Below are 22,964 nucleotides of genomic sequence, written 5' to 3'. Positions count from 1 at the left end.
ATAAGGGAATCAACGCTTCATGAAATCGGGACTGCCCAGGATCAGGCCGGCGCGCTGGTTGGCGGGCGCGGCATCGATCTGGGCGGCGGCCTGCGGCGTGATGGCCGGGCCCAGCGTGCGCAGCAACTGCTGGGCATCCAGCGGCGGGGCTTCGGCGTTGGAGGGGGCCGGCGCGCCTTCAGCGCGGGCAATCGGTGACTTGCCACCGGCCAGGCTGCCGGCAAAGTTGATCCGCCGCAGCAGCGCTCCCGGATTGAGCCAGGCCGCCTGCGAATACTTGTAGCCTTCCGGCGTGAGCCAGCCATAGAGCGGCATGCCGAATTGACCCAGCTCGCCATTGACCGGCTTGCTGTTGCGCACCGGGATATCGCCTGCACGCAGGGCTGAAACCACGAACTGGTAGGGTGTCTTGAACTGCGTCTGGTAATTGCTGCGCGCCCAGAATTGCGGGCTGTCGAAGAGCGTCTGCAACACTGCCCGGATATCGCCATGGCTGGCCAGGAATTTTTGCGCGAGTTTGTTCACCAGTGCCGGATCGGGCTGGTCCGAGACGAAATATTCCACCAGCTGGGTCGAGATGAAACGGGCCGTCGAGGGGTGGCTGGCCAGGATGTCCAGCGCCGCTTCACCTTCCTGATAGCCGCTGGCCTGCAACGGCTTGCCCAGGAAGACCTTCGGGCCATCGTCATGGCGCTGGGCGACGAAGCGGAAGGGCGAGGCGCCGGCCTTCATGGCATCCACGTCGATGGTCCAGCCGGAGAGGATGCGCGCCAGCGTGATCACGTCCGCCTGCTGATAGCCGCCATCCACGCCCAGGGTATGCAGCTCCATCAGCTCGCGCGCATAGTTTTCGTTGAGGCCCTTGAAGCGCCCGCGCGCACCGGGCGTGCCGGTGCCACTGGAGAGCCAGTTGTCGAGGTAGTAGAGCATGGCCGGATGATGCGCCACCGCACCCAGCAGATCGCGGAAATTGCCCAGCGCGTAGGGACGGATGGCGCTCTTTTCATAATCGCCGACCCAGTAGAGCACCCACTCTTTGCCCTCGAAGACGTTGAAGTGATTGGCCCAGAACTCGGTCATCACTTCTTCCAGCTGGCGCGGGCTTTGGGTGGCCTGCAGCAGGCGCGCCATGTGGAATTGCGGTGGCAGTTCTCGCGATGCACGCTGGCGCGCGGCCTGCTGTTCTTCCTTGCTGGCGTCGCGCTTGAAGGAGGGCGGACCATACTCGTTGAAGACCTGCATGGACGTCATCTGCAAGGCCGGCAAGGCAGCCAGGCTGGCCTGCAGGTCCTCCGGCAGCGGAATGCGCTCGGGATGCAGCTGCTCATCGATGTAGCGCTTCACCCCCATGCGTTCGACCTGCTCCAGATCGCCCGGTCGCGGACCATAGGCCAGGCGGTTCAGCACGTGCAATGCGCGTTCCTGTTCCGATAGCGGTGCGCTGGCGCCAGCAGACGTTGCCGCCCGGGCCTGCCCCATCAGGCCGGCCAGCAGGGCGAGCGCCAACAAGGCAGTGCGACAGGAGGGCAGGGCGGGATGGGAGGGGAGCATCAACAAGCCTCGCTGTATCAAAAAAGTGGAGAAAAGCCGCAAGCCAGTATCCTCAACGGGTGCGCCACGGGCTGTAAGAAAGTGTAATGCGCCCTCCAGCGAGCGGCGGCGCCGCTGATCCGGGCCAATGGGCGCCACTGTAGCGCAGCAAGCATGTTCCTTCATACAGCGTGTTACAAAGCTGACGCTATCGTCAGCATCCGGCAAGGGCGGTAAAGTAGTGAACGCTGCGATTTCTCTTGGTTTTTCAGACGATTCTTATGCGCTTGCTGGCTGCCCTCGACCACAATAACGCCTTTGCCAGCGCTCGTATCGTGCGTCCGGGATGACGCACCGCAGCAGCTTCATGAGATCAATATTCGGAGGGGAGAGCGCATGACCTGGACCTTGGCATCGGCGATGCGCATCGCCTTGCTCGATGACCACGCCGTGGTGCGTTATGGCCTGGCCAAGCGCCTGGCCGAGGAACCGGACTTTGCCGTCGTCGGCGCCTTCGCCACCAGCAAGGAGCTGATGACGGCGCTGCGCGCCTCGCCGGCCGACCTGTTGCTGATCGATTATTCGCTGGGCAGCAATGACATCGATGGCTTGAACCTGATTCGCGCCCTGCGGGTCCGTTTCCCGCGCAGCAAAATCCTGGTGACCTCGGCCCACAGCAGCCCGGCCACCGTGGCCATGGCGATGAAGGCGGGCGCGCGCGGCTTTGTCGGCAAGTCGCAGGAATTGACCGAATTGATACAGGCCATTCGTATCGTCAGCCGTGGACGTGAATATCTCAACAGCGCCATGACCCGCGAACTGGCCGCCATGCAGGCCGCCGAGGCCACCACCCGCAGTCAGCCCGAGCCACGACCGAAACGCCCCCGCACCGGCAACGTACAGGCTTGTTCCGATACGCTGTCAGACATGCCCAGCCTGTCGCCACGCGAACGGGAAGTCTTGCGTTGTTGTCTCGATGGGATGTCCGTCACCGAGATCGCCGAGAAATTCGCCCGCAGCATCAAGACCATCAGCGGGCAGAAACAGTCGGCCTTCCGCAAGCTGGGCGTGCGTAGCGACCACGAATTGTTCAAGATCGAATACCAGATCAAGGAGCTGTAAATGCCGCACCAGAGGGAAAGCGTAATGACCTGCCCGAATGACACCGGCGTGCTGCTGGTCGATGATTCGGCCACCATCCGATATGCCATTCAAAATCGCCTGCAAAGGCTGGGCTGCCAGGTCGATTGCGTGGCCGATGGCAGCAGCGCCCTGGCTGCCATTCAGGGTCGGTCGTATGGATTGGTGCTGCTGGATTGCTTCCTGCCCGACATGCCGGGTCAGGAAGTGGCGCGTCAGGTGCGGCGCCTGGAGCAGCAGGAGCCCAGTCGTCCCTACACACCCCTGATCGGCATTTCCGCCGAGACCGATGCCCAGCACGTGCAACGCTGCCTGGACAGCGGCATGGATGGCATGCTGGGCAAGCCCCTGCAGACCCAGGCCATCCGCCGCCTGCTGGTGCTCTGGTGCGATCACGACAGTGACGACGTGGGCAATGCCGGCACGCCGCAAGAGGAGCACAGCCGCGACCTGGACCGGCTCTTCCTGCAGACCACGCTGCGCGACCTGCAAGCCCTGGAGCAGGCCAGCCTGGAGGCAGACCGCGCGCGCATGGCGCAACTGGCCCATCGCATGAAGGGTGCAGCCCTGACCATGGGGCGGCTGGAGATCGTGGCCTTGCTCGATTGTCTGGAAGAAGCGCTGCGCGCCGGTGCTGATGGCCTGGAAGCCATCAGCCTCTTGCTGCAGTCGCTGGGCAGCGCCTTGCAGGCGCGCAGCCTGCATGGATGAAGGTGCCCGCCGTCGCGTTCAGGCGCCGGTCCACGGCAGACCGGCCTTGCACCAGCCTTCGATGGTCTTGCGGTGGCCGTTGGCGTCCTTGTTGCCTTCGAAGCCTTCGAGGATGTCGAAGCAGCGGGTGTAGCCGTTCTCGGTGGCCAGCTTGGCCGCATGCTTGGAACGCACGCCCGAGCGGCACAGGAACAGCAGTACCTCGCCCGGCTGGGCGACTTCCTTCAGTTGTTCCAGGAATTGCGGATTGGGCTTGCCCTCGGGGTAGAGATTCCATTGCACCGCCAGGTGCTGCGCCGCCGGGATCTGGACCACACCCACCCAGTCGCGCTCGGCGCGGGTGCGCACGTCGATCAGCTTGACGGCGGGATCGGACTGCAGCAGGGCCAGCGCTTCCTGCGGCGTGACGGCACCGGCGTAGGGGAGCTGGCCGTCGGCGGCGCGTTGGGTGGCGGTACGGAGAATGGAGTCGTTGCTCATGGGAAAGTCTCTGAAGGGCGAGGAAATAGTCTGGAATTCAATAAGGTCGAGGAAAAGCAAAGCGGCGCAAGACCGCTGATTTTAAACAATATAAACAGTTAAGCCATTTTCCCAGGCCGGTGCATGCTGCTCCATCCCGGATAGTCGTGCCCCAATATGAAGCATGCACATGATTGGTGCAATTCGCCTCTCGCGTTGAAGGTATGCATTATTGCGGTGCATTTTGAGTAAATTGCACTAAAAAAATGCACTTCGGCCGTCGCTCTGCACCGCTCCCAACGCCGCGTCTGGCGCGTGCTCCCTAAAATATTCCATTATTGGCGCACCTGAAAGGTTGGTGGCATGGAATCTGCTATCATCCGCGACTGAGTTCGGCGCAAGACCGTTGTATCAAATGCAAAGATCCAGTCGCAGAAAACGGCTCAACAACCCAATTTATACTACTTCCTCGTTTTAGGAGATTCGCATGGCAAGGACGGCCGCAGAGGTTTTGAAGATGGTCAAGGACAACGAAGTCAAGTTTGTCGACTTCCGTTTCGCTGACACCCGTGGCAAGGAACAGCACGTTTCCGTGCCTGTTTCGCATTTCGACATCGACAAGTTCGAATCCGGTCACGCCTTCGACGGTTCGTCGATCGCCGGCTGGAAGGGTATCGAAGCCTCCGACATGCTGCTGATCCCGGACCCGAACACCGCCAACATCGACCCGTTCATGGAAGAGACCACCCTCTTCATGCAATGTGACGTGATCGAGCCGTCCGACGGCAAGGGCTACGACCGCGATCCGCGCTCCATCGCCAAGCGCGCTGAAGCCTACCTGAAGTCCTCCGGCCTGGGCGACACCGCCTACTTCGGTCCGGAACCCGAATTCTTCATCTTCGACGGCGTGCGCTGGGGCGCGGACATGTCCGGTTCCTTCGTCAAGATCGACTCCGAAGAAGCTTCCTGGAGCACCGGTGCCAAGATCGAAGGCGGCAACTCCGGCCACCGTCCGACCGTCAAGGGCGGCTACTTCCCGGTTCCCCCGGTCGACAGCTTCCAGGACATGCGTTCGGAAATGTCCCTGATCCTGGAGTCCCTGGGCATCCCCGTCGAAGTGCACCACCACGAAGTGGCCGGCGCTGGCCAGAACGAACTGGGCACCAAGTTCTCGACCCTGGTCGAGCGCGCTGACTGGACCCAGACCCTGAAGTACGTGATCTGGAACGTCGCTCACACCTACGGCAAGACCGCGACCTTCATGCCCAAGCCCCTGGTCGGCGACAACGGCTCCGGCATGCACGTGCACCAGTCCGTGTGGAAGGATGGCAAGAACCTGTTCGCTGGCGACGGCTATGCCGGCCTGTCCGAGTTCGCGCTGTACTACATCGGCGGCATCATCAAGCACGCCAAGGCATTGAACGCCATCACCAACCCCGGCACCAACTCGTACAAGCGTCTGGTTCCCGGCTTTGAAGCACCGGTCAAGCTGGCCTACTCGGCCCGCAACCGTTCGGCGTCGATCCGTATTCCGCACGTGGCCAACCCGAAGGGCCGCCGTATCGAAACCCGCTTCCCGGATCCCCTGGCCAACCCGTACCTGTGCTTCTCGGCCCTGCTGATGGCCGGTCTGGATGGCGTGCAGAACAAGATCCACCCGGGCGAAGCTGCCACCAAGGACCTGTACCACCTGCCGCCGGAAGAAGACAAGCTGATCCCGACCGTCTGTGCTTCGCTGGATGAAGCCCTGGAACACCTGGACAAGGACCGCGAGTTCCTGACCCGTGGCGGCGTCTTCACCGACAGCATGATCGATGCCTACATCGAGCTGAAGATGCAGGAAGTCCAACGCTTCCGCATGACCACGCACCCGATCGAATTCGACATGTACTACTCGCTGTAATCGAATCCGCATCCGGAGAAAAAGGGGAAGCTTGCTTCCCCTTTTTTTTATGCGCGGCGCGATCGATCTCAGCGTGCAGTGCGCCCGAAAATTGCTAGTCAGGATGCATCAACGACTGCGCAAGAGCGAGCAAGAAGACATGACCCCAGGCATCACGAATCCTCCCATGAAGACACCGCTTCCTTCCCTCGATGGCCTCGACCTGCTGGCCTCGGCCGTGATCATCCTCGACGCCAACGGCGGCATCGTCTATGCCAATGCCGCTGCGGAGAACCTGCTGGAGAGTTCCTTCAAGGTGCTCTCGCAACAGAAGCTGTCGGAACTCTTCCTCAATGGCAAGGAGCTGACTGCGCTGTTCTACCAGGCCATCGAACACCAGTTCGCCGACAAGCGCCTGGACCTGGTGTTGGAGCGCGCCAACCGCGAGCCGCTGCAGGTGCATACCATCGTTACGCCCCTGGACAGCAGCGACTGGCCGGTGCTGCTGGAGCTGCGCGAGAACGTCCAGCAACTCAAGCTGGATCGCGAAGAACGCATGTTCGACCAGAGCCAGGCCAACAAGGAACTGATCCGCAACCTGGCTCACGAGATCAAGAATCCGCTGGGCGGCATCCGCGGCGCGGCGCAGTTGCTGGAGCTGGAACTGCCGGAGCGCCACCTGAAGGAATTGCGCGAATACACCCAGGTCATCATCAAGGAAGCCGACCGCCTGCAAACGCTGGTGGATCGCCTGCTGGCACCGCACCGCCATCCGCACATCGTCGGCGACGTCAACATCCACGAAGTCTGCGAACGCGTGCGCAGCCTGGTGATGGCTGAGTTCCCGCAGGGGCTGACCATCAAGCGCGACTATGACCTGTCCATTCCCGAATTCCGGGGCGACAAGGAACAACTCATCCAAGCGGTATTGAACATCGTGCACAACGCGGCACAAGCGCTGGCCGACCGCATCCGTGCCGGCGACGGCGAGCTGATTCTGCGCACCCGCGTCTCGCGCCAGGTGACGCTATCCAAGGTCAGGTACCGGCTGGCACTAGACTTGCATATCATCGATAACGGTCCGGGCATTCCCCCCGACATCCAGGAAAGAATTTTCTATCCCCTGGTCTCGGGTCGGGAAGGTGGCAGCGGATTGGGGCTGACCCTGGCGCAGACCTTCGTGCATCAGCACATGGGTGTCATCGAATGCGAGAGCCGGCCCGGTTGTACCGATTTCAGAATACTTATACCGCTGCCGTGAGCATGGCCGCAGGCAGCGCGCCAAAGCCGAGTGGACGCAGGGCATCCGGTCCACCAAGGGGGCGCGGACACGATGCCAGAAGCGCCGTGATTCGCGGGAGCATTAACAGCATGACCAACGCAGGAAGAAGTTATTTATGAAGCCAATCTGGATTGTTGACGACGACGAATCGATACGCTGGGTGCTCGAAAAAGCACTGGCCCGAGAAAATCTCGCCACGCAGAGTTTTTCCAGCGCCCGCGACGCCATGGCGGCCCTGCAGAACGGCACGCCGCAAGTACTGGTGTCGGACATCCGCATGCCCGGCGCGTCCGGCCTGGAACTGCTGCAGACCATCAAGGCCAAGCATCCCGGCATTCCGGTGATCATCATCACCGCCTTCTCCGACCTGGATTCGGCGGTCTCCGCCTTCCAGGGTGGGGCCTTCGAATATCTGGCCAAGCCCTTCGACGTCGACAAGGCGGTCGAACTGATCCGCCGCGCCCTCGATGAGAGCCTGCGCGAGACCGACATCGAGCAGGGCGCCGCCCAGACTCCCGAAATTCTCGGCCAGGCACCGGCCATGCAGGACGTGTTCCGCGCCATCGGTCGCCTGTCGCAATCCAACGTGACCGTGCTGATCACTGGTGAATCCGGCTCCGGCAAGGAGCTGGTGGCGCGTGCCCTGCACAAGCACAGCCCGCGCGCCAGCCAGCCTTTCGTGGCGCTCAATACGGCGGCCATCCCCAAGGATCTGCTGGAATCCGAACTGTTCGGCCATGAACGCGGCGCCTTCACCGGCGCGCAGGCCATGCGCCGTGGCCGCTTCGAGCAGGCCGAGGGCGGCACGCTGTTCCTCGATGAAATCGGCGACATGCCGCTGGACCTGCAGACACGCCTCTTGCGCGTGCTCTCCGACGGTCACTTCTATCGTGTCGGCGGCCATCAGTCGTTGAAGGCCAATGTACGCGTCATTGCGGCCACCCACCAGAATCTGGAGCAGCGTGTACGTGAAGGTTTGTTCCGCGAGGACTTGTACCATCGCCTGAACGTGATCCGTCTGCGCCTGCCCAGCCTGCGCGAACGCAGCGAAGACATTCCCATCCTGGCCCGCTACTTCCTGGCGCAAAGCGCGCGCCAGCTGGGCGTGGAAGCCAAACGGCTGTCGCCGCAGGCGATGCAGTTCCTGTCGCAGCTGGAATTCCCCGGCAACGTGCGCCAGCTGGAAAACCTGTGCAACTGGATCACCGTGATGGCCCCGGGCCAGACCGTGGAGATCAAGGATCTGCCGCAGGATCTGGTGGAAGAACGCGTCCACGCACCGCAACCGGCGCAGACCGTTTCTGCGCCCGCTTCGGCATCGGCGGCCGCGCTGGTCGCACCGGTGGCGTATGCCGATCCTGCTGCAGGTGTTGCTGCGGCCGATACGGCAGGCGGTACCTGGATCTCGCTCCTGGAAACCGAAGCGGCCCAGATGCTGGCTTCCGAACAGCCCGAGGTGATGGATATCCTCGGTCGCCAGTTCGAGGCCGCGCTCATCAAGATCGCCCTGAAACACACCCACGGCCGCAAGAATGATGCTGCCGTGCGCCTGGGCATCGGCCGCAACACCATCACCCGCAAGATTCAGGAACTGGGTATCGGCGGCGCGGAAGACGACTGAGGCACGGCCTAACCATCAAGCAGGGGAGGCCTGCCCGCGTGCCGCCGCGTGGGCAGGATCAGCAAGGGGAAGAGGCGGCGGCCCATAAAAAGGAAATGGCCTGGATCGCGAGATCCAGGCCATTTTTATTGGTGGTCCGATGCCGGAGAAGTGCTGCGATATAAATCGTTTATACGATTTATATTATTTACCATGCTTTCAGTACGAGGCGGAGGTGGCCAGCAGGCGGGTACGTGCCACCGCACCCGATGGCGCGCCCAGGCTGGGCGGCTGCGCTCCCGGCAGGGTGTTGAGCCGTTCCGCTTCCAGCTGGAACACCGAGACCGCCGTGGTCAGCGCCTGCGCCTGCTGCATCATGGACTGCGCTGCGGCAGCGGCCTGTTCGACCAGCGCGGCATTCTGCTGCGTCATCTGGTCCATCTGCACGATGGCGGTGTTGACCTGGCCGATGCCGGCGCTCTGTTCTTCCGAGGCGGAGGCGATGTCCTGCATCAGTTCGGTGGTGCGGCTGACCGAACGCATGATCTCCGCGATGGTGCCGCCGGCCGCTTCGACCAGCTGGGTGCCGCTCTGGATGCGGCCCACCGAGCTTTCGATCAAGTCCTTGATCTCCTTGGCGGCGGCCGAGCTGCGTTGTGCGAGTGCGCGCACTTCGGTGGCCACCACGGCAAAGCCGCGCCCGTTTTCACCGGCCCGCGCCGCTTCGACGGCGGCATTGAGCGCCAGGATATTGGTCTGGAAGGAGATGCCTTCGATGACCGTGATGATGTCCGACATCTGGTGCGAACTCACACTCATCTCGCGCATGGTCTTGACCACCTCGGCGATCTCGGACTCGCCACGCTGCGCCACGGTCGTGCCGTCGCTGGCCATGCGGCTGGCCTGACGCGCACTGTTGGCGTTCTGCTGCACGGTGCTGGTCAGTTCTTCCATGCTCGAAGCGGTCTCTTCAAGGGAGGCTGCCTGTTCTTCGGTGCGCTGGGAGAGGTCGGTGTTGCCTTGCGCGATCTCCTGTGCGGCCACGTGGATGGCGCCGCTGGTCTGCTTGATCTGGGCCACCAGGCCGGAGAGCTGGTCGCGCATGATCATCAGCGAATGCATCAGGCTGCTCTGGTCATTGGATTTCAGTTCCAGGCGCGCGGCCAGGTTGCCGGCGGCGATCTGGCCCGACAGCCACATGGCCTCAGCCGGTTCGCCACCCAGCTGGCGCGTCAGGCGGCGGCTGATCAGCAGTGCGATCAGCAGACCGATCAGCGCCGACGTCGCGGTCAGACCGATGATCAGTGCGCGGCTGCTGGCATACGCATCGCGTGCGTGGGTGGCGGCCTCGGCCACCGCCTTTTCGTTGACGCTGATGATGCGCTGGATTTGTACTTCCATTGCGGCGCGTATCGGGAAGAGCTGGTCCTTCATGAGGTCCACGGCCTGCTCCTGCCTGCCTTGTTCCACCGCAGCGAGCATCTGCTGGTTCAGCGCCAGATACTTGGGCAGCAGATTCTGCAGTTCATCGTAGGCCGCCTTTTCCTCGGGCGCGCTGATGAGCGCACGATACTGGTCGACCGCAGCGGTATAGCGTCCCAGCGAAGCGGTCAGTCGCGTGCGGGCATCCTGCATGCGCTGTGCGTCGTTCGCGGTGAGCGCGCGATACTGCGCCAGATTGAAGGCGCGGATCTCGGCCTGCATGGTCTTGGCGGTAGCAACGCCGGGCATGAGGTTGCTCTGCACCTCGTTGAGCTGTTCGTCCACGGTATTGAGCCCATACCAGGCCGCTGCACCGAGCACGGCCATGAACAGGATCAAAACGGAAAAACCCAACATAAGCTGGGTGGCAACTTTGGTATGTCTGAAATTCACGATGTCCCTCGGGGGAGGTGGCCTGCCGCCGCTAACGGCAGGCGAAGGTGGGGGGGGATACCTGCGCGGCAGCGCCGTCAGGATGAGCTTCGGGGCGGAAGCGCCCTGAACTGTAAAGGCAGTCTTGCCCGAATTCAAGATGAAATTGACGACATGACGCTAAAGCGAAACACAATTCCAATTATGCTTATCAAGGCATAAATCATCCCTTGCAACAAGTTGTCAGAGCTGAGCCAAAACAGGGTGGAAATTGTCAATTCACACAGCATGAACGAACTGTCATGACATAAAAAAATGGCCAGGATCATGTGATCCTGGCCATTTGCCATTTGCCATTTGCCTCGTGCCGGATGAACCGCCGGTAACGCTGAGGCAGACTCCTTATTTGATATAAATGATTTATATCATTGGCATGCCGGCGAGTCAGCGCAGTCGCAACACGAAGCGTGCCGCCAGCGTCGCCATCAGGCTCACTACCGCACCGAAGATGACGAAGTAGCTCACCGACAGCTTGTTGCCGGTGAAATCGATCAGCCAGGTGATGATGAGACCGGCGAAGCCGCCAAAGATGGTCACGGCGATGTTATAGGCCAGCGACATGCCGGTGCCGCGCGTGGCCACCGGGAAGATGTCGGCCAGCAGCGCCGGCATCGCGGCGAAATACATGGTCATGAGCACGCCGATGACGGTCTGCAGCAACAGCAGTTGCAGGAAGCCCGGCGAGTTGGTCAGGAACACGAACATCGGATAGGTCAGCACGATGTAGAGTGCGCTGCTGGCGATCATGAAGGGGGTGCGGCCGATCTTGTCGGAGAGCGCGCCCACCAGCGGCGAGCCGAGGAACATGATCAGGCCGGCCACCGACATCGCGGCAAACGAGGACCAGGCCGGCAGGCCCAGTTGCTTGACCGCGTAGGTCGGGATGTACAGCGACAGATACACCGAGACGGTGGCCATGACCACGCTGCCGGCACCGATCAGGAGACGCATCTTCTGCTGCGCGAAGGTATCGCGCAGGGGCGCATCGGTCTTCTCGCTCGATTCCTTGAACTCGGGCGCTTCATCCAGGTGGCGGCGGATGTAGATGCCGGCCGGCGCGATCAGCAGACCAAAGATGAAGGGCACGCGCCAGCCCCAGGAGGCCAGCTGTTCCGGCGTGAGCATGTTGTTGAGCACGGCACCGAAGACCGCCGCCAGCAACAGGCTGATACCCTGGCTGGCGACCTGCCAGCTGGAGAAGAAACCACGGCGGTGCGGCGCATGTTCCACCAGGAAGGCGGTGGAGCTGCCGAACTCGCCGCCGGCCGAGAAGCCCTGGATCATCTTGCCCAGCGCGATGCCGGCCGGTGCCAGCAGGCCGATGCTGGCATAGCTGGGCATGAAGGCGATCATGGCCGTGCCGATGGTCATCAGGGTGATGGACAGCATCAGCGCCGCCTTGCGGCCGGCGCGGTCGGAATAGGCGCCCAGCACCACCGCACCCAGCGGACGCATGAAGAAGGACACCCCGAAGGTGGCGAAGGTCAGCAGCAGCGAGACACTATCGTCGCCAGTGGGGAAGAACTGCTTGGCGATGACCACGGCGAAGGCGCCATAGATGAGGATGTCGAACCATTCGAGCGCATTGCCGATGGAAGAGGAGATGATCGCACGCCGCGCTTGCGGATGCGTGGTGCCGGCGCCGGGCGCCGTGGTGTTGCTGGTCATGGAGACTCCTGATGGATACGTGAATGGAGGAGCGGCGCGCCTTTCTGGCCCGGGGGCAGGCGGCGTGGCTGTGCTGGGGTGGCGGCAGGCTCCCCTGTGACGGCCGCAGCCGTTACAGCGGGCGAGGATAGGCGGCGCGGTGCGGCACTGTCAAGGCGCAATGCGGGGGATTATCAGAGGGCAGGATGCCAGCGGGATATTGCTAAATTATTTTCTTAATTCGGTGTGCGGCAGGCTCACTCCTGAGCTGTGCTCGGCGTCTCCTTGAGCTTGCGCCACAAGGTCGTGCGGCTGATTCCCAGATGGCGCGCAGCAGCGGCGCGATTGCCGCGGAAACGGCGCAGTGCGGCGTGGATCTCGTCCAGGTCGGGAATGGATTCACTGGCCACCGGCAGGTCCGCAGCGGAGCTGTCCGCTGCAGCAGCGCCAGCCTCCAGCTCAGGCGCCACACGCAAGATCAGCGCCGCCGTCAGCGCCTGCAGCGGTTCGGCCGCGAGGAACAGCGCCAGCCGCTCCATCAGGTTGCGCAGTTCGCGCACGTTGCCCGGCCAGTCATACGCACACAGCAGCGGCGCGCAACGCAGGATCTCGGCCCCCAGATTGGCGTGCGCTCGCGCATCGAGTGCGGCCAGTGCATGCTTGAGATGCCACTCGGCCAGTGCCGGGATATCGTCGCGGCGCGCGCGCAGCGGCGGCAGTTGCAGGCGCAGTACGCTCAGGCGGTAATACAGGTCGGCACGGAAACGCCCCTCGCGCACGCGCGCTTCCAGATCGCAGTGGGTGGCGCTGATGATGCGCACCTGGACCGCAATGGGCCGCGTGCCGCCCACGCGCACCACCTCGCGTTCTTCCAGCACGCGCAGCAGACGAGTCTGCTGCGGCAGCGGCATCTCACCGATTTCATCGAGCAGCAGGGTGCCGCGATGCGCTGCTTCAAATACACCGGCGCGTCCGCCACGGCGCGAACCGGTGAAGGCGCCTTCCTCATAGCCGAACAGTTCGGATTCGAGCAGCGACTCGGCCAGCGCCCCGCAATTGATGGCCACGAAGGGATGCGCCCCCTGGGTCTTGCCCTGCATGCGCGGATGGGCGCGGTGGATGGCTTGTGCCGCCAGCTCCTTGCCGGTGCCGGTCTCGCCCTGGATCAGTACGTTGGCGGGCGAGCGCGCAAAGAGCGTGATCGACTGGCGCACCGCCTCCATCACCGCCGAGTCGCCGCGCAAGTCCTTCAGGTGATGCCGTGCGCGCAGGCTGTCGGCCACAGGCAGGCTGGGTCCGCGCGTGCTCTCCAGTTGCGTCAGGCGCGCCAGTTCCAGCGCATCGTCGAAGGCCTGCCGCACCGCGGCCGCTGAGTACAGGAAGATGCCCTGCAGCCCCGCTTCCTCGGCCAGGTCGGTAATCAGGCCCGCACCGACCACGGCCTGGATGCCGCTGGCCTTCAGTTCCTGCACCACCGCCCGCGCATCTTCCTCGGTGGCATAGGTGCGCTGGGCGATGTCCAGTCCGAACATCTGCTGGAATTCGGCCAGGGCCGGCATGGCTTCCTGATAGGTGACCAGGCCGATGCGCGCGCTGATCTGCCTCGCGCGGGCCAGCGCCTGCATCACGTCGAAGCCGCTGGCGCGCGCCACCACCACCGGCACCGGCAGGCGGCTCTTGAGGTAGGCGCCGTTGGAGCCGGCCGAGATCACCACATCGCAACGCTCGCTGGCCAAGCGCTCGCGGATGGCGCGCACGGCCTCGTCGAAGCCCAGGTGGATGGGCTCGATGTCGGCCACCTCGTCGAATTCCAGCGTGATGTCACGGAACAGCTCCGACAGGCGGGACACGGAGACGGTCCAGATCACCGGTTTGTGGGCGTCGCGGTCAGCGGGGGCAGGGCGTTTCATGGTCGGCGTTCGTGCTGTTTCGGTGAAACGTTAATGTAACATCCGTGAAACGGTTCCGGTTGCGCCGGATCAATGCCCGGGCACCGTGGCCGCGCTCTTGCGCACGTGCAAGGGCCAGCCCAAGTCCTTGATCTGACGGCGCTTCCAGGCGATATGAAGCTTTATTCCGGCAACTGGCCAGCCCATGCTGCACTGCGGTGGCACGGCCGTTGCAATGATGAAGGCATGTGTCGCAGAACGGGATTTTTTCCGGCGCTGCCCAGCTTTGTCGAAATCTCCAGCCACCCCACTTACCGAGAAGGTGTCCATCATGGCTCTCCACTCCGCAGGCGCAGCGTTCCGCCAGGCCGTTCAGGAAGAATCCCCCTTGCAAGTCATCGGCGCGATCAACGCCAACCACGCCCTGCTGGCCAAGCGCGCCGGCTTCCGCGCGATCTATCTCTCTGGCGGCGGCGTGGCGGCCGGTTCGCTGGGCCTGCCCGACCTGGGCATCTCCAACCTCGATGACGTGCTCACCGACGTGCGCCGCATCACCGACGTGTGCGACCTGCCGCTGCTGGTGGACATCGACACCGGCTTCGGTGCCTCGGCCTTCAACGTGGCGCGCACCGTCAAGTCGATGATCAAGTTCGGCGCGGCGGCCGTGCATATCGAAGATCAGGTCGGTGCCAAGCGCTGCGGCCATCGTCCCGGCAAGGAGATCGTCAGCAAGCAGGAAATGGTGGACCGCATCAAGGCTGCCGTCGATGCCCGTACCGATGAGAACTTCGTCATCATGGCGCGCACCGATGCGCTGGCCGTGGAAGGACTGGAGGCCGCCATCGAGCGCGCCGTGGCCTGCGTCGAAGCCGGGGCCGACATGATCTTCCCGGAAGCCATCACCGATCTGGCCATGTACAAGCAGTTCGCCCATGCCGTGAAGGTACCGATCCTGGCCAACATCACCGAGTTCGGCTCGACCCCGCTGTTCACGGTGGACGAGTTGCGGGGCGCTGATGTGGGCCTGGTGCTCTATCCGCTGTCGGCCTTCCGCGCCATGAACAAGGCCGCCGAAAACGTCTACCAGGCGGTGCGCCGCGACGGCACCCAGAAGAACGTGGTCGATACCATGCAGACCCGCATGGAACTGTATGACCGCATCGATTACCACAGCTACGAGCAGCGCCTGGATGCCTTGTTCGCCCAGCAGAAGAACAGGTAAAAAAAGTAAACCATCCCTTCCGATAATGAGTTTTCAACGAATACCGAATACGAGGAGAACACGATGAGCGATCAGCAAGCCCCCGGTTTCAAGCCCAAGAAATCCGTTGCCCTCTCTGGCGTCACCGCCGGCAACACCGCCCTGTGTACCGTCGGCAAGACCGGCAATGATCTGCACTATCGCGGCTACGACATCCTGGATGTGGCCGACAGCTGCGAGTTCGAGGAAATCGCCCACCTGCTGGTGCACGGCAAGCTGCCCACCGCGGCCGAGCTGCGCGCCTACAAGGCCAAACTGAAAGCCCTGCGCGGGCTGCCGGCCAACGTCAAGGCGGCACTGGAATGGCTGCCGGCCGCATCCCACCCGATGGACGTGATGCGCACCGGCGTGTCCGCCCTGGGCTGCGTGCTGCCCGAGAAGGATGACCACAACACTCCCGGCGCGCGCGATATCGCCGACCGCCTGATGGCTTCGCTCGGTTCCATGCTGCTGTACTGGTACCACTACAGCCACAACGGCAACCGCATTGAAGTCGAGACCGATGACGATTCCATCGGCGCGCACTTCCTGCACCTGCTGCACGGCGAGAAGCCCTCCGAGGCGTGGGAAAAAGCCATGCACACCTCCCTGATCCTCTACGCGGAACACGAATTCAACGCCTCCACCTTCACCGGCCGCGTCATCGCCGGCACCGGCTCGGACATGTACTCGGCCATCACCGGCGCCATCGGTGCACTGCGCGGCCCCAAGCATGGCGGCGCCAATGAAGTGGCCTTCGAGATCCAGAAGCGCTACGACAATCCCGACGAAGCCGAAGCCGACATCCGCCGCCGCGTCGAGAACAAGGAAGTGGTGATCGGCTTCGGTCACCCCGTCTACACGATCTCGGACCCGCGCAACAAGGTCATCAAGGAAGTGGCGCGCAAGCTCTCCAAGGAAGCCGGCTCGACCAAGATGTTCGACATCGCCGAACGTCTGGAGACCGTGATGTGGGACATCAAGAAGATGTTCCCCAACCTGGACTGGTTCTCGGCCGTGTCCTACCACATGATGGGCGTGCCCACTGCGATGTTCACGCCGCTCTTCGTGATCGCCCGCACCTCGGGCTGGGCCGCGCACATCATCGAGCAGCGCATCGACAACAAGATCATCCGTCCCTCGGCCAACTACGTCGGACCGGAAGATCTGAAGTTCGTCCCGATTGGCAAGCGCAAGTAAGCAGGCACACAGGTGGCCGCGAAGCCCGAGGAGCAAGAGAGGGAGAGGGAGCAGCAAGAAGAGGGAAGCGGCGGCCGGCGCGTGTCGGCCGCCCCGTTCCTGACATTTGTAACATGTGTGGTTTGTGGTCGAGTCAAGTGAAAAAACTTGTTAAGATGCGATCGAATCATTTCCGAGCCGCCTCTATACCTGACTCTCCATGGATCATCCGATGATTGCTGCCTTTGTTTCCGCTGTTGCTTCCCGCTGTGTTTTGCGCTGTGTTTTGCGCCGTGGTTGCGCCTTGCCCCTGAAGTCGCTGGCCCTGGGCGGTGCCGTTGCCTTCGCGCTGTCTGCCTGCTCCTCCACGCAGGAGGCGGTTCCGGTCACCGAGACCAAGCCGCTACTGCCGCAACTGCTGCAGGCCCCCGCCGCCACGCAACCGAGCTGGGCCACCCAGTTGAAGACCGGCGCCTTCAGCTGCGAGATGGGCAACAAGGTGGAAATCCGCATGGAAGGCCGTGTCACCGATGGTGTCACGCTGGTGTGGAAGGGCAGCAGCTACATGATGAACCCGGTCAGCACCTCGACCGGTGCAGTGCGTCTGGAGAACAAGGGCGAAGGCCTGGTGTGGATCCAGATCCCGTCGAAGTCCATGCTGCTCAATTCCAAGATCGGGCAGCAACTGGCCAACGACTGCCGCACGCGCTGATTCTGCAGCGCATCGCGCCGTCGTGATGGTCTGAGACCGGCGCGTTCTTTCCACTTTCCGTTTCCTCTCTTCCCTTGTCATGCCGATGGCCTCAGCGTCATCGGCATCGGCATCGCTCCTGACGTTGTTCGTCTGCGCACTTGATCTGCATCATCCGCCCCTGCGAGAAGCGTTGGCAGAGGCGGCCGATTCAGTGAACCGTAAGCTTCAGGTGCAAGACTGAATTTACCGTCGCATTTTACCGTCGCATGAGGGCCACGCATGGCAGAACGCGTTCTGCACATGCTCCAGAGCCACGCGACCATCGACCTGCAGGGCAGGCAGTATCAGGTCGAGCGCAGTTTTCCAATTCGAGAGACATGAGGAGACGTCATGCAATACGAGGATTTTCATCGCCGTTCCATCGAGCAGCCGGATGCCTTCTGGGCCGAAGAAGCGCAGCGCATCTATTGGGACAAGCCCTTCACCCGCACCCTCGATTATTCGCGTGCACCCTTTGCGCGCTGGTTCATCGGCGGCACCACCAATCTCTGCTACAACGCGGTGGACCGTCACCTCAGCGAGCGTGGCAAGCAAGCCGCACTGATTGCCATCTCCACCGAAACCAATACCGAACGCGTCTACGACTTTGCCGAACTGCACCGCGAGGTGCAGGCCATGGCGGCCACCATGCTGGCGCTGGGCGTGCAGCGCGGCGACCGGGTGCTGATCTACATGCCCATGATCGCCGAGGCGGTCTTTGCCATGCTGGCCTGCGCACGCATTGGTGCGGTGCATTCGGTAGTGTTCGGCGGCTTTGCCTCCAACAGCCTGGCCTCGCGCATCGATGATGCGCAGCCGCGCCTGATCGTCTCGGCCGATGCCGGTTCGCGCGGCGGCAAGGTGATTCCTTATAAGGGCTTGCTGGACGAGGCCATCCATCTGGCCGGGCACAAACCGCAGAAGGTCTTGCTGGTGGATCGCGCTCTGGCCGACATGGCCCGCACCACAGGGCGCGACGTCGACTACGCCCCCTTGCGCCAGCAGCACCTGGACCAGCCGGTACCGGTGGCCTGGCTGGAATCGAATGAAACCAGCTACGTGCTCTACACCTCCGGCACCACCGGCAAGCCCAAGGGCGTGCAACGCGATGTCGGCGGCTATGCGGTGGCGCTGGCTTCGTCCATGCAGCACATCTTCTGCGGCAAGCCCGGTGAGACCTACTTCTGCACCTCCGACATCGGCTGGGTCGTGGGTCACTCCTACATCGTCTACGGCCCGCTGATTGCGGGCATGGCCACCGTGCTTTATGAAGGCCTGCCGATCCGGCCCGACGCCGGCATCTGGTGGAGCATCGTCGAGAAATACAAGGTCACCCGCATGTTCTCCGCGCCTACCGCCATTCGCGTGCTCAAGAAGCAGCCACCCGAATGCATGGAGCGTTACGATACGTCCTCGCTCAAGGCGCTCTATCTGGCGGGCGAGCCCCTGGATGAAACGACCTCGAGCTGGATTTCCGGCGCGTTGAAGGTACCGGTCATCGACAATTACTGGCAGACCGAATCGGGCTGGCCCATCATCTCGATTGCCAAGGGCATCAGCGACAAGCCCACGCGCCTGGGCAGTCCGGGCGTGCCCATGCCGGGCTATCGCCTGGCCATCCTCGACGAGGCCACCGGCGAACCCTGCGCGGCCGGCGAGAAGGGCGTGGTCGCCATCGAAGGACCGCTGCCGCCGGGCTGCATGCAGACCGTCTACGGCGACGATGAACGCTTCGTGAAGACCTACTGGCGCAGCCTGCCGCGCGAGGTGTATTCCACCTTCGACTGGGGTATCCGTGATGCGGACGGTTACTACTTCATCCTCGGCCGTACCGATGACGTCATCAACGTCGCCGGTCACCGTCTCGGTACGCGAGAGATCGAGGAGAGCATCTCCAGCCATCCCAACGTTTCCGAAGTGGCGGTGGTGGGTGTGGAAGACAAGCTGAAGGGCCAGGTGGCCATCGCCTTCGCCATTCCCAAGCAGGCCGATGCGATGGCCACGCCCGAGCAGCGCAAGGCGCTGGAGGCCGAGATCATGGCCGTGGTCGACAAGCAGATCGGCGCAGTGGGCCGGCCGGCGCGGGTGTTCTTCGTCAGCGGCCTGCCCAAGACGCGTTCGGGCAAGCTCTTGCGCCGGGCCATCCAGTCGATCTGCGAGGGACGCGATCCGGGCGACCTGCCGACCATCGAGGATCCGGCCGCGCTGGAACAGGTGAGGGCGGTCATCAAGGGCTGATGCATGCGCGTAACCGCGGCCCTGCTTTGGCGCAGGGCCGCCGTCTCCTGCGTAATTTGGTTACACTGACGGATTGCGTTTTTCCTCGATTGCGTCCCGCTCATGCAGACTTCCATCCGCCCGGCCACCGCCGCCGATGCGCCCGCCCTCTGCGGCATCTACAACCACTACGTGCAGACCACCGCCATCAGCTTCGAGACCGAGCCGGTCAGCGACGAGGCCATGGCCGCGCGCATTGCCGAGGTGCAGGCGCATTTTCCCTGGCTGGTCTTTGAAGAGCAGGGCCAGGTGCTGGGCTATGCCTATGCCAGCAAATGGAAGCCGCGCGCGGCTTACCGGCATTCGGTGGAAAGCTCGGTCTACCTGCGTCACGATGCTGGCGGACGCGGCATCGGCAAGCAGCTCTATCGCGCGCTGATTGCACAGCTCAGGCCGCTGGGCGTGCACCTGGTCATCGGCGGCATCGCCCAGCCCAACCCGGCCAGCGTGGCCTTGCATGAGAGCGTGGGCTTCGTGAAGTGTGGCGTCTTTACCGAAGTGGGTTACAAGATGGGCCGCTGGATCGACGTGGGATACTGGCAACTCAAACTGCAAGAGGCCCATTGATGCGATCCACCCGAGCCGCCAGCGCCATCGAGCGCCTCAACAACCGTACCGAGTCGCGCGAGTATTCCATGCTGCGCACCTCCGATGAACGTTTCATCCTGACCCGGCGCGTGGCCGGCCAGCCGCTGGAAAAACTCAATGAAGCCATGGAGCTGGACGAGTTCGTCGCCTTCGTCAATGCCCAGGGGCCGCAGAAGCCCAGGCGCGTGAGCAAGCTGGATGTGCAGTTCGAGAAGAACATGCGCAACAAGAAAGAAGAAACGCCACCCGAAGGTGGCGCTCAGTAACATCCGCTCAGCAAGATCCGCTCAGCAAGATTTTTCGTAAATGATATAAATCATTTACGCGAGACCTGCGCAAACATCAGTCCGCCAGCGTGGCAATCACGGGCGCGTGATCCGACGGCTGTTCCCACTTGCGCGGCACCTTGTCGATGACGCAGGCGGTGCAGCGCGGCACCAGTTCTTCCGACAGCAGGATGTGGTCGATGCGCAGGCCGCGATTGAGGCGGAAGCCCATCTGGCGGTAATCCCACCAGCTGTACATTTTTTCCGGCTGTTCGAAGAGACGGTAGGCGTCCGTCAGGCCCAGCGCCTGCAGCTTGCGGAACGCTGCGCGCTCGGGTTCGGACACCAGCACCTGGCCTTGCCAGGCCACAGGATCGTGCACGTCGCGGTCTTCGGGGGCGATGTTGTAGTCGCCCAGCAGGGCCAGGCGCGGGTTCTTGGCCTTTTCTTGCGCCAGCCATTCGTGCAGGGCGGCCAGCCAGTTCAGCTTGTAGGGATATTTCTCGGACTCCAGCGACTGGCCGTTGGGAATATAGGCGCAGACGTAGCGCACGCCTTCGATGGTGGCGGCGATGATGCGTTGTTGCTCGTCGGGGAAGAGCGGATTGTTCTTGACCACATCGTTCATCGGATGGCGCGAGAGGATGGCCACGCCGTTGTAGGTCTTCTGGCCGGAGAATTCGACCAGGTAACCGGCGGCCGCGATCTCGGCGGCGGGGAACTTGTCGTCGGTCAGTTTGGTTTCCTGCAGGCAGAGTACGTCGACCGGGTTTTCTTCCAGCCATTTCAGCACTTGCGGCAGGCGGACCTTGAGGGAGTTGACGTTCCAGGTGGCGATTTTCATGGGGACAATGCGATGGTGAATCGGAGGCCGGCCCGGGCGCATCAACGCAGATACGGCACGGGCAACGGGCGCCATCTTACCGCATTCGCGCCTGCGGCAGGTTCGCCGCACCACCGGCACCAGCCCTGATCCCTCAAGACAGAAGGGGAACGCCCTCTCAGGCCAGGAAGGTCAGCCCGGTGGTGCCCTCGCCGTAGCGTGCATTGAAGGTGGACGTGGCGTCGGTCCACACCAAAGCGCGCGTGCGCTCGAGGTCGGCCGCGCTTGCCGAGGAAGCCAGGGCGACGAACGCGGACGCGACAAGGAAACTGCTCAACAGTTTTTTCATAACACACCTCTTTTCAGTTCGATTGATTGGTATTTGATTGCGAAAGCACTGCAAGGGGAAATGTCTTCCGGCAGGATTTTTTGTTGGTGTTGGCAAGGCCGGAAGTGTGCGTCTCGGTTTGTGATTTTTGTTCAAAGAGACGGAGTGAGAGTAATGGATAAATACTAAGACTAGCAATAAATTATTACGTTTTTCTGGTAACTCCTGTTGCGACGTAGGAATCCGTGAAGTCGCGCTGGTAAAGGATTTCAGGCGATATATGGGTTATATTGAGGCAATATATTTGGTTTCAGAAACTAAGTTTTTCCGGCAACTGTTTTTATTCTCGCGCGCTGAAAAACAGGACAAAATTTGCGTCGGAAAAAGTGATGCATGAAAACATTCGGGAATAGTTTGCGCATTGAAAGCGCGGCTGTAGCGGCCAGCTCTACATTAAAAAAATTAGCAAGCGGAGCAGGCTCATCGTTGCATCGTCGCGGGTGGCCTGAAGAGCTGCGCCCTCGACGGGCACATGACGACCTGCATCAAGACGCGAAGCAAAAACCGGGGAAGGAAAACGAAAGGTATGCAGGTAGGGCAGCAGCGCCGAATCGCTGCCGCCCGAAGCCGGCCAGGCGGCCCGCCTCAGGAGGAAAAGGAACACGGATTACTTGAAGTGATAGGTCACTGCCAGGATGGCGGTGTCATCGGTGTGGCGGCGGACCAGCGGGCTGTCGGCCAGCGCATTGTCGAGCCATTTGCGGTACCACTGCAGATTGAGGTGCCAGTCACCGGTCAGCGGGACGTCGGCCGCCAGTCCCAGCATGGGACTGGTGGAGGCACCGGCGCTGTACTGGCGCAGGCCGCTGGCCGCCGCTTCGCTGGGGGAGATGCCGACGAAGTAATCGTTGTAGCTGCCGCTGCGGTATTGCACGCCGGCTTGCGGATAGAAGTTCACCGGACCGACAGTGAACTGGGCGGCATACATGGCCTCGGCCAGGGTACCGTGCGACTTGTTGAAGTCACGGAAGACGTTGAAGAAGAAGGCGCCGACAGGTGTTTCCTGATAGGTGCCGATGCCCAGCGGCAGCGCGTGCGAGCGGCGCTCCACGCCGCGTTGGGCATCGAAGCCGTCCGAGGTCGCGCGTGCGGCCAGTTCCAGATAGCCGTAGCCCACGCGCACGGTCTTGACACCGAAAGTGTCCAGGCGCGCGAAGAAGCGACCATAGTCGAAGTAGGCATAGGGCAGCACCTGATCACGGCGGTGCGGATCGGGGCCGTTGCGGTCGACACTGAACACGCCCGCGCCAAGGTCGCCGGTGAGGCGGTCTTGCAGTTGCAGGGGATCGACCGGGCCGGCCGTGACCCCGGTTTGCTGGGCCAGGGCGGGCAGGGCGCAGCCGGCCAGTGCGAGAGCGGCGAAGAAGGTTTTCATGATGAGCCGTGGAGATGAAAGCAAGTCGCATTGTAGCGGGC

20 protein-coding genes are annotated in these 22,964 nt (G+C 62.6%); 11 read left to right on the top strand and 9 right to left on the bottom strand.

The annotated features are described in order from the left end of the window. Positions 1-9 precede the first annotated feature (9 nt). Positions 10-1,551: a DUF1800 domain-containing protein gene (locus tag AACH55_RS16345; protein WP_338715721.1), complete on the bottom strand. Its 1,542-nt coding sequence runs from the start codon at positions 1,549-1,551 to the stop codon at positions 10-12. A gap of 375 nt (positions 1,552-1,926) precedes the next feature. On the opposite strand from AACH55_RS16345, the gene AACH55_RS16340 reads away from it, so the two are divergent. Further along, positions 1,927-2,652 (top strand): response regulator transcription factor, encoded by a 726-nt coding sequence (locus tag AACH55_RS16340; protein ID WP_338715720.1) that lies wholly within the window; start codon positions 1,927-1,929, stop codon positions 2,650-2,652. A gap of 24 nt (positions 2,653-2,676) precedes the next feature. After that, positions 2,677-3,381, top strand: a complete 705-nt coding sequence (locus tag AACH55_RS16335; protein WP_338715719.1) for a response regulator — start codon at positions 2,677-2,679, stop codon at positions 3,379-3,381. An 18-nt stretch (positions 3,382-3,399) separates the two neighbouring features. Here AACH55_RS16335 and AACH55_RS16330 read toward each other — a convergent pair whose 3' ends face one another. Continuing rightward, complete coding sequence (locus tag AACH55_RS16330; RefSeq protein WP_338715718.1) at positions 3,400-3,861, bottom strand: rhodanese-like domain-containing protein; 462 nt, start codon at positions 3,859-3,861, stop codon at positions 3,400-3,402. 466 nt (positions 3,862-4,327) lie between these two features. Between AACH55_RS16330 and glnA the strand changes: the two genes are divergently transcribed. From glnA to ntrC, 3 genes are all read left to right on the top strand, one after another. Next, positions 4,328-5,743, top strand: a complete 1,416-nt coding sequence (gene glnA / locus AACH55_RS16325) for a type I glutamate--ammonia ligase (protein WP_034331334.1) — start codon at positions 4,328-4,330, stop codon at positions 5,741-5,743. Positions 5,744-5,909: 166 nt separating this feature from the next. Then, entirely contained in the window at positions 5,910-6,983 is a 1,074-nt protein-coding gene (glnL, locus tag AACH55_RS16320; RefSeq protein ID WP_338715717.1) for a nitrogen regulation protein NR(II), read from the top strand. A gap of 136 nt (positions 6,984-7,119) precedes the next feature. Beyond that, positions 7,120-8,625 carry a nitrogen regulation protein NR(I) gene (gene ntrC / locus AACH55_RS16315; RefSeq protein WP_338715716.1) on the top strand — a complete coding sequence of 502 codons (1,506 nt, stop codon included), beginning with the start codon at positions 7,120-7,122 and terminating at the stop codon, positions 8,623-8,625. Between the two features lie 198 nt (positions 8,626-8,823). Here the strand turns inward: ntrC and AACH55_RS16310 are convergent, their stop codons facing one another. The 4 genes from AACH55_RS16310 to AACH55_RS16295 form a co-directional block, all read right to left on the bottom strand. Next, positions 8,824-10,479 carry a methyl-accepting chemotaxis protein gene (locus AACH55_RS16310; RefSeq protein WP_338715715.1) on the bottom strand — a complete coding sequence of 552 codons (1,656 nt, stop codon included), beginning with the start codon at positions 10,477-10,479 and terminating at the stop codon, positions 8,824-8,826. Positions 10,480-10,902: 423 nt separating this feature from the next. Beyond that, complete coding sequence (locus tag AACH55_RS16305) at positions 10,903-12,186, bottom strand: MFS transporter (RefSeq protein ID WP_338715714.1); 1,284 nt, start codon at positions 12,184-12,186, stop codon at positions 10,903-10,905. Between the two features lie 236 nt (positions 12,187-12,422). Then, entirely contained in the window at positions 12,423-14,075 is a 1,653-nt protein-coding gene (gene prpR / locus AACH55_RS16300) for a propionate catabolism operon regulatory protein PrpR (protein ID WP_338715713.1), read from the bottom strand. A 69-nt stretch (positions 14,076-14,144) separates the two neighbouring features. Beyond that, a complete protein-coding gene (locus AACH55_RS16295; RefSeq protein WP_338715712.1) occupies positions 14,145-14,387 on the bottom strand; it encodes a hypothetical protein in 243 nt (80 codons plus the stop codon). Here AACH55_RS16295 and prpB point away from each other — a divergent pair. The 6 genes from prpB (at position 14,386) to AACH55_RS16265 (ending at position 20,337) form a co-directional block, all read left to right on the top strand. Beyond that, a complete protein-coding gene (prpB, locus tag AACH55_RS16290) occupies positions 14,386-15,276 on the top strand; it encodes a methylisocitrate lyase (RefSeq protein WP_338715711.1) in 891 nt (296 codons plus the stop codon). The two genes, AACH55_RS16295 and prpB, sit on opposite strands and share 2 nt — an antisense overlap. 63 nt (positions 15,277-15,339) lie before the next feature. After that, complete coding sequence (gene prpC / locus AACH55_RS16285; RefSeq protein ID WP_145603944.1) at positions 15,340-16,494, top strand: 2-methylcitrate synthase; 1,155 nt, start codon at positions 15,340-15,342, stop codon at positions 16,492-16,494. A gap of 283 nt (positions 16,495-16,777) precedes the next feature. Then, complete coding sequence (locus AACH55_RS16280) at positions 16,778-17,185, top strand: hypothetical protein (protein WP_338715710.1); 408 nt, start codon at positions 16,778-16,780, stop codon at positions 17,183-17,185. Between the two features lie 372 nt (positions 17,186-17,557). Continuing rightward, entirely contained in the window at positions 17,558-19,444 is a 1,887-nt protein-coding gene (locus AACH55_RS16275; protein WP_338715709.1) for a propionate--CoA ligase, read from the top strand. Between the two features lie 102 nt (positions 19,445-19,546). Further along, positions 19,547-20,050 (top strand): arsinothricin resistance N-acetyltransferase ArsN1 family B, encoded by a 504-nt coding sequence (locus AACH55_RS16270; RefSeq protein ID WP_338715708.1) that lies wholly within the window; start codon positions 19,547-19,549, stop codon positions 20,048-20,050. Continuing rightward, positions 20,050-20,337, top strand: coding sequence for a hypothetical protein (locus tag AACH55_RS16265; RefSeq protein ID WP_338715707.1), 288 nt, complete (start codon positions 20,050-20,052; stop codon positions 20,335-20,337). The genes AACH55_RS16270 and AACH55_RS16265 overlap by 1 nt, the downstream gene beginning before the upstream one ends. A gap of 76 nt (positions 20,338-20,413) precedes the next feature. Here AACH55_RS16265 and xth read toward each other — a convergent pair whose 3' ends face one another. The 3 genes from xth to AACH55_RS16250 all read right to left on the bottom strand — a co-directional run bounded on the left by xth (position 20,414) and on the right by AACH55_RS16250 (position 22,923). Then, positions 20,414-21,181 (bottom strand): exodeoxyribonuclease III, encoded by a 768-nt coding sequence (xth, locus tag AACH55_RS16260; RefSeq protein WP_338715706.1) that lies wholly within the window; start codon positions 21,179-21,181, stop codon positions 20,414-20,416. 157 nt (positions 21,182-21,338) lie between these two features. Next, complete coding sequence (locus tag AACH55_RS16255) at positions 21,339-21,509, bottom strand: hypothetical protein (RefSeq protein ID WP_338715705.1); 171 nt, start codon at positions 21,507-21,509, stop codon at positions 21,339-21,341. A 646-nt stretch (positions 21,510-22,155) separates the two neighbouring features. Next, positions 22,156-22,923, bottom strand: coding sequence for a MipA/OmpV family protein (locus tag AACH55_RS16250; RefSeq protein WP_338715704.1), 768 nt, complete (start codon positions 22,921-22,923; stop codon positions 22,156-22,158). Positions 22,924-22,964 lie beyond the last annotated feature (41 nt).

The organism is Herbaspirillum sp. DW155 (assembly GCF_037076565.1).
In the GTDB taxonomy this organism is placed as follows: Bacteria; Pseudomonadota; Gammaproteobacteria; order Burkholderiales; family Burkholderiaceae_D; genus Herbaspirillum.
This window is presented reverse-complemented; position numbering and strand designations above follow the sequence as displayed.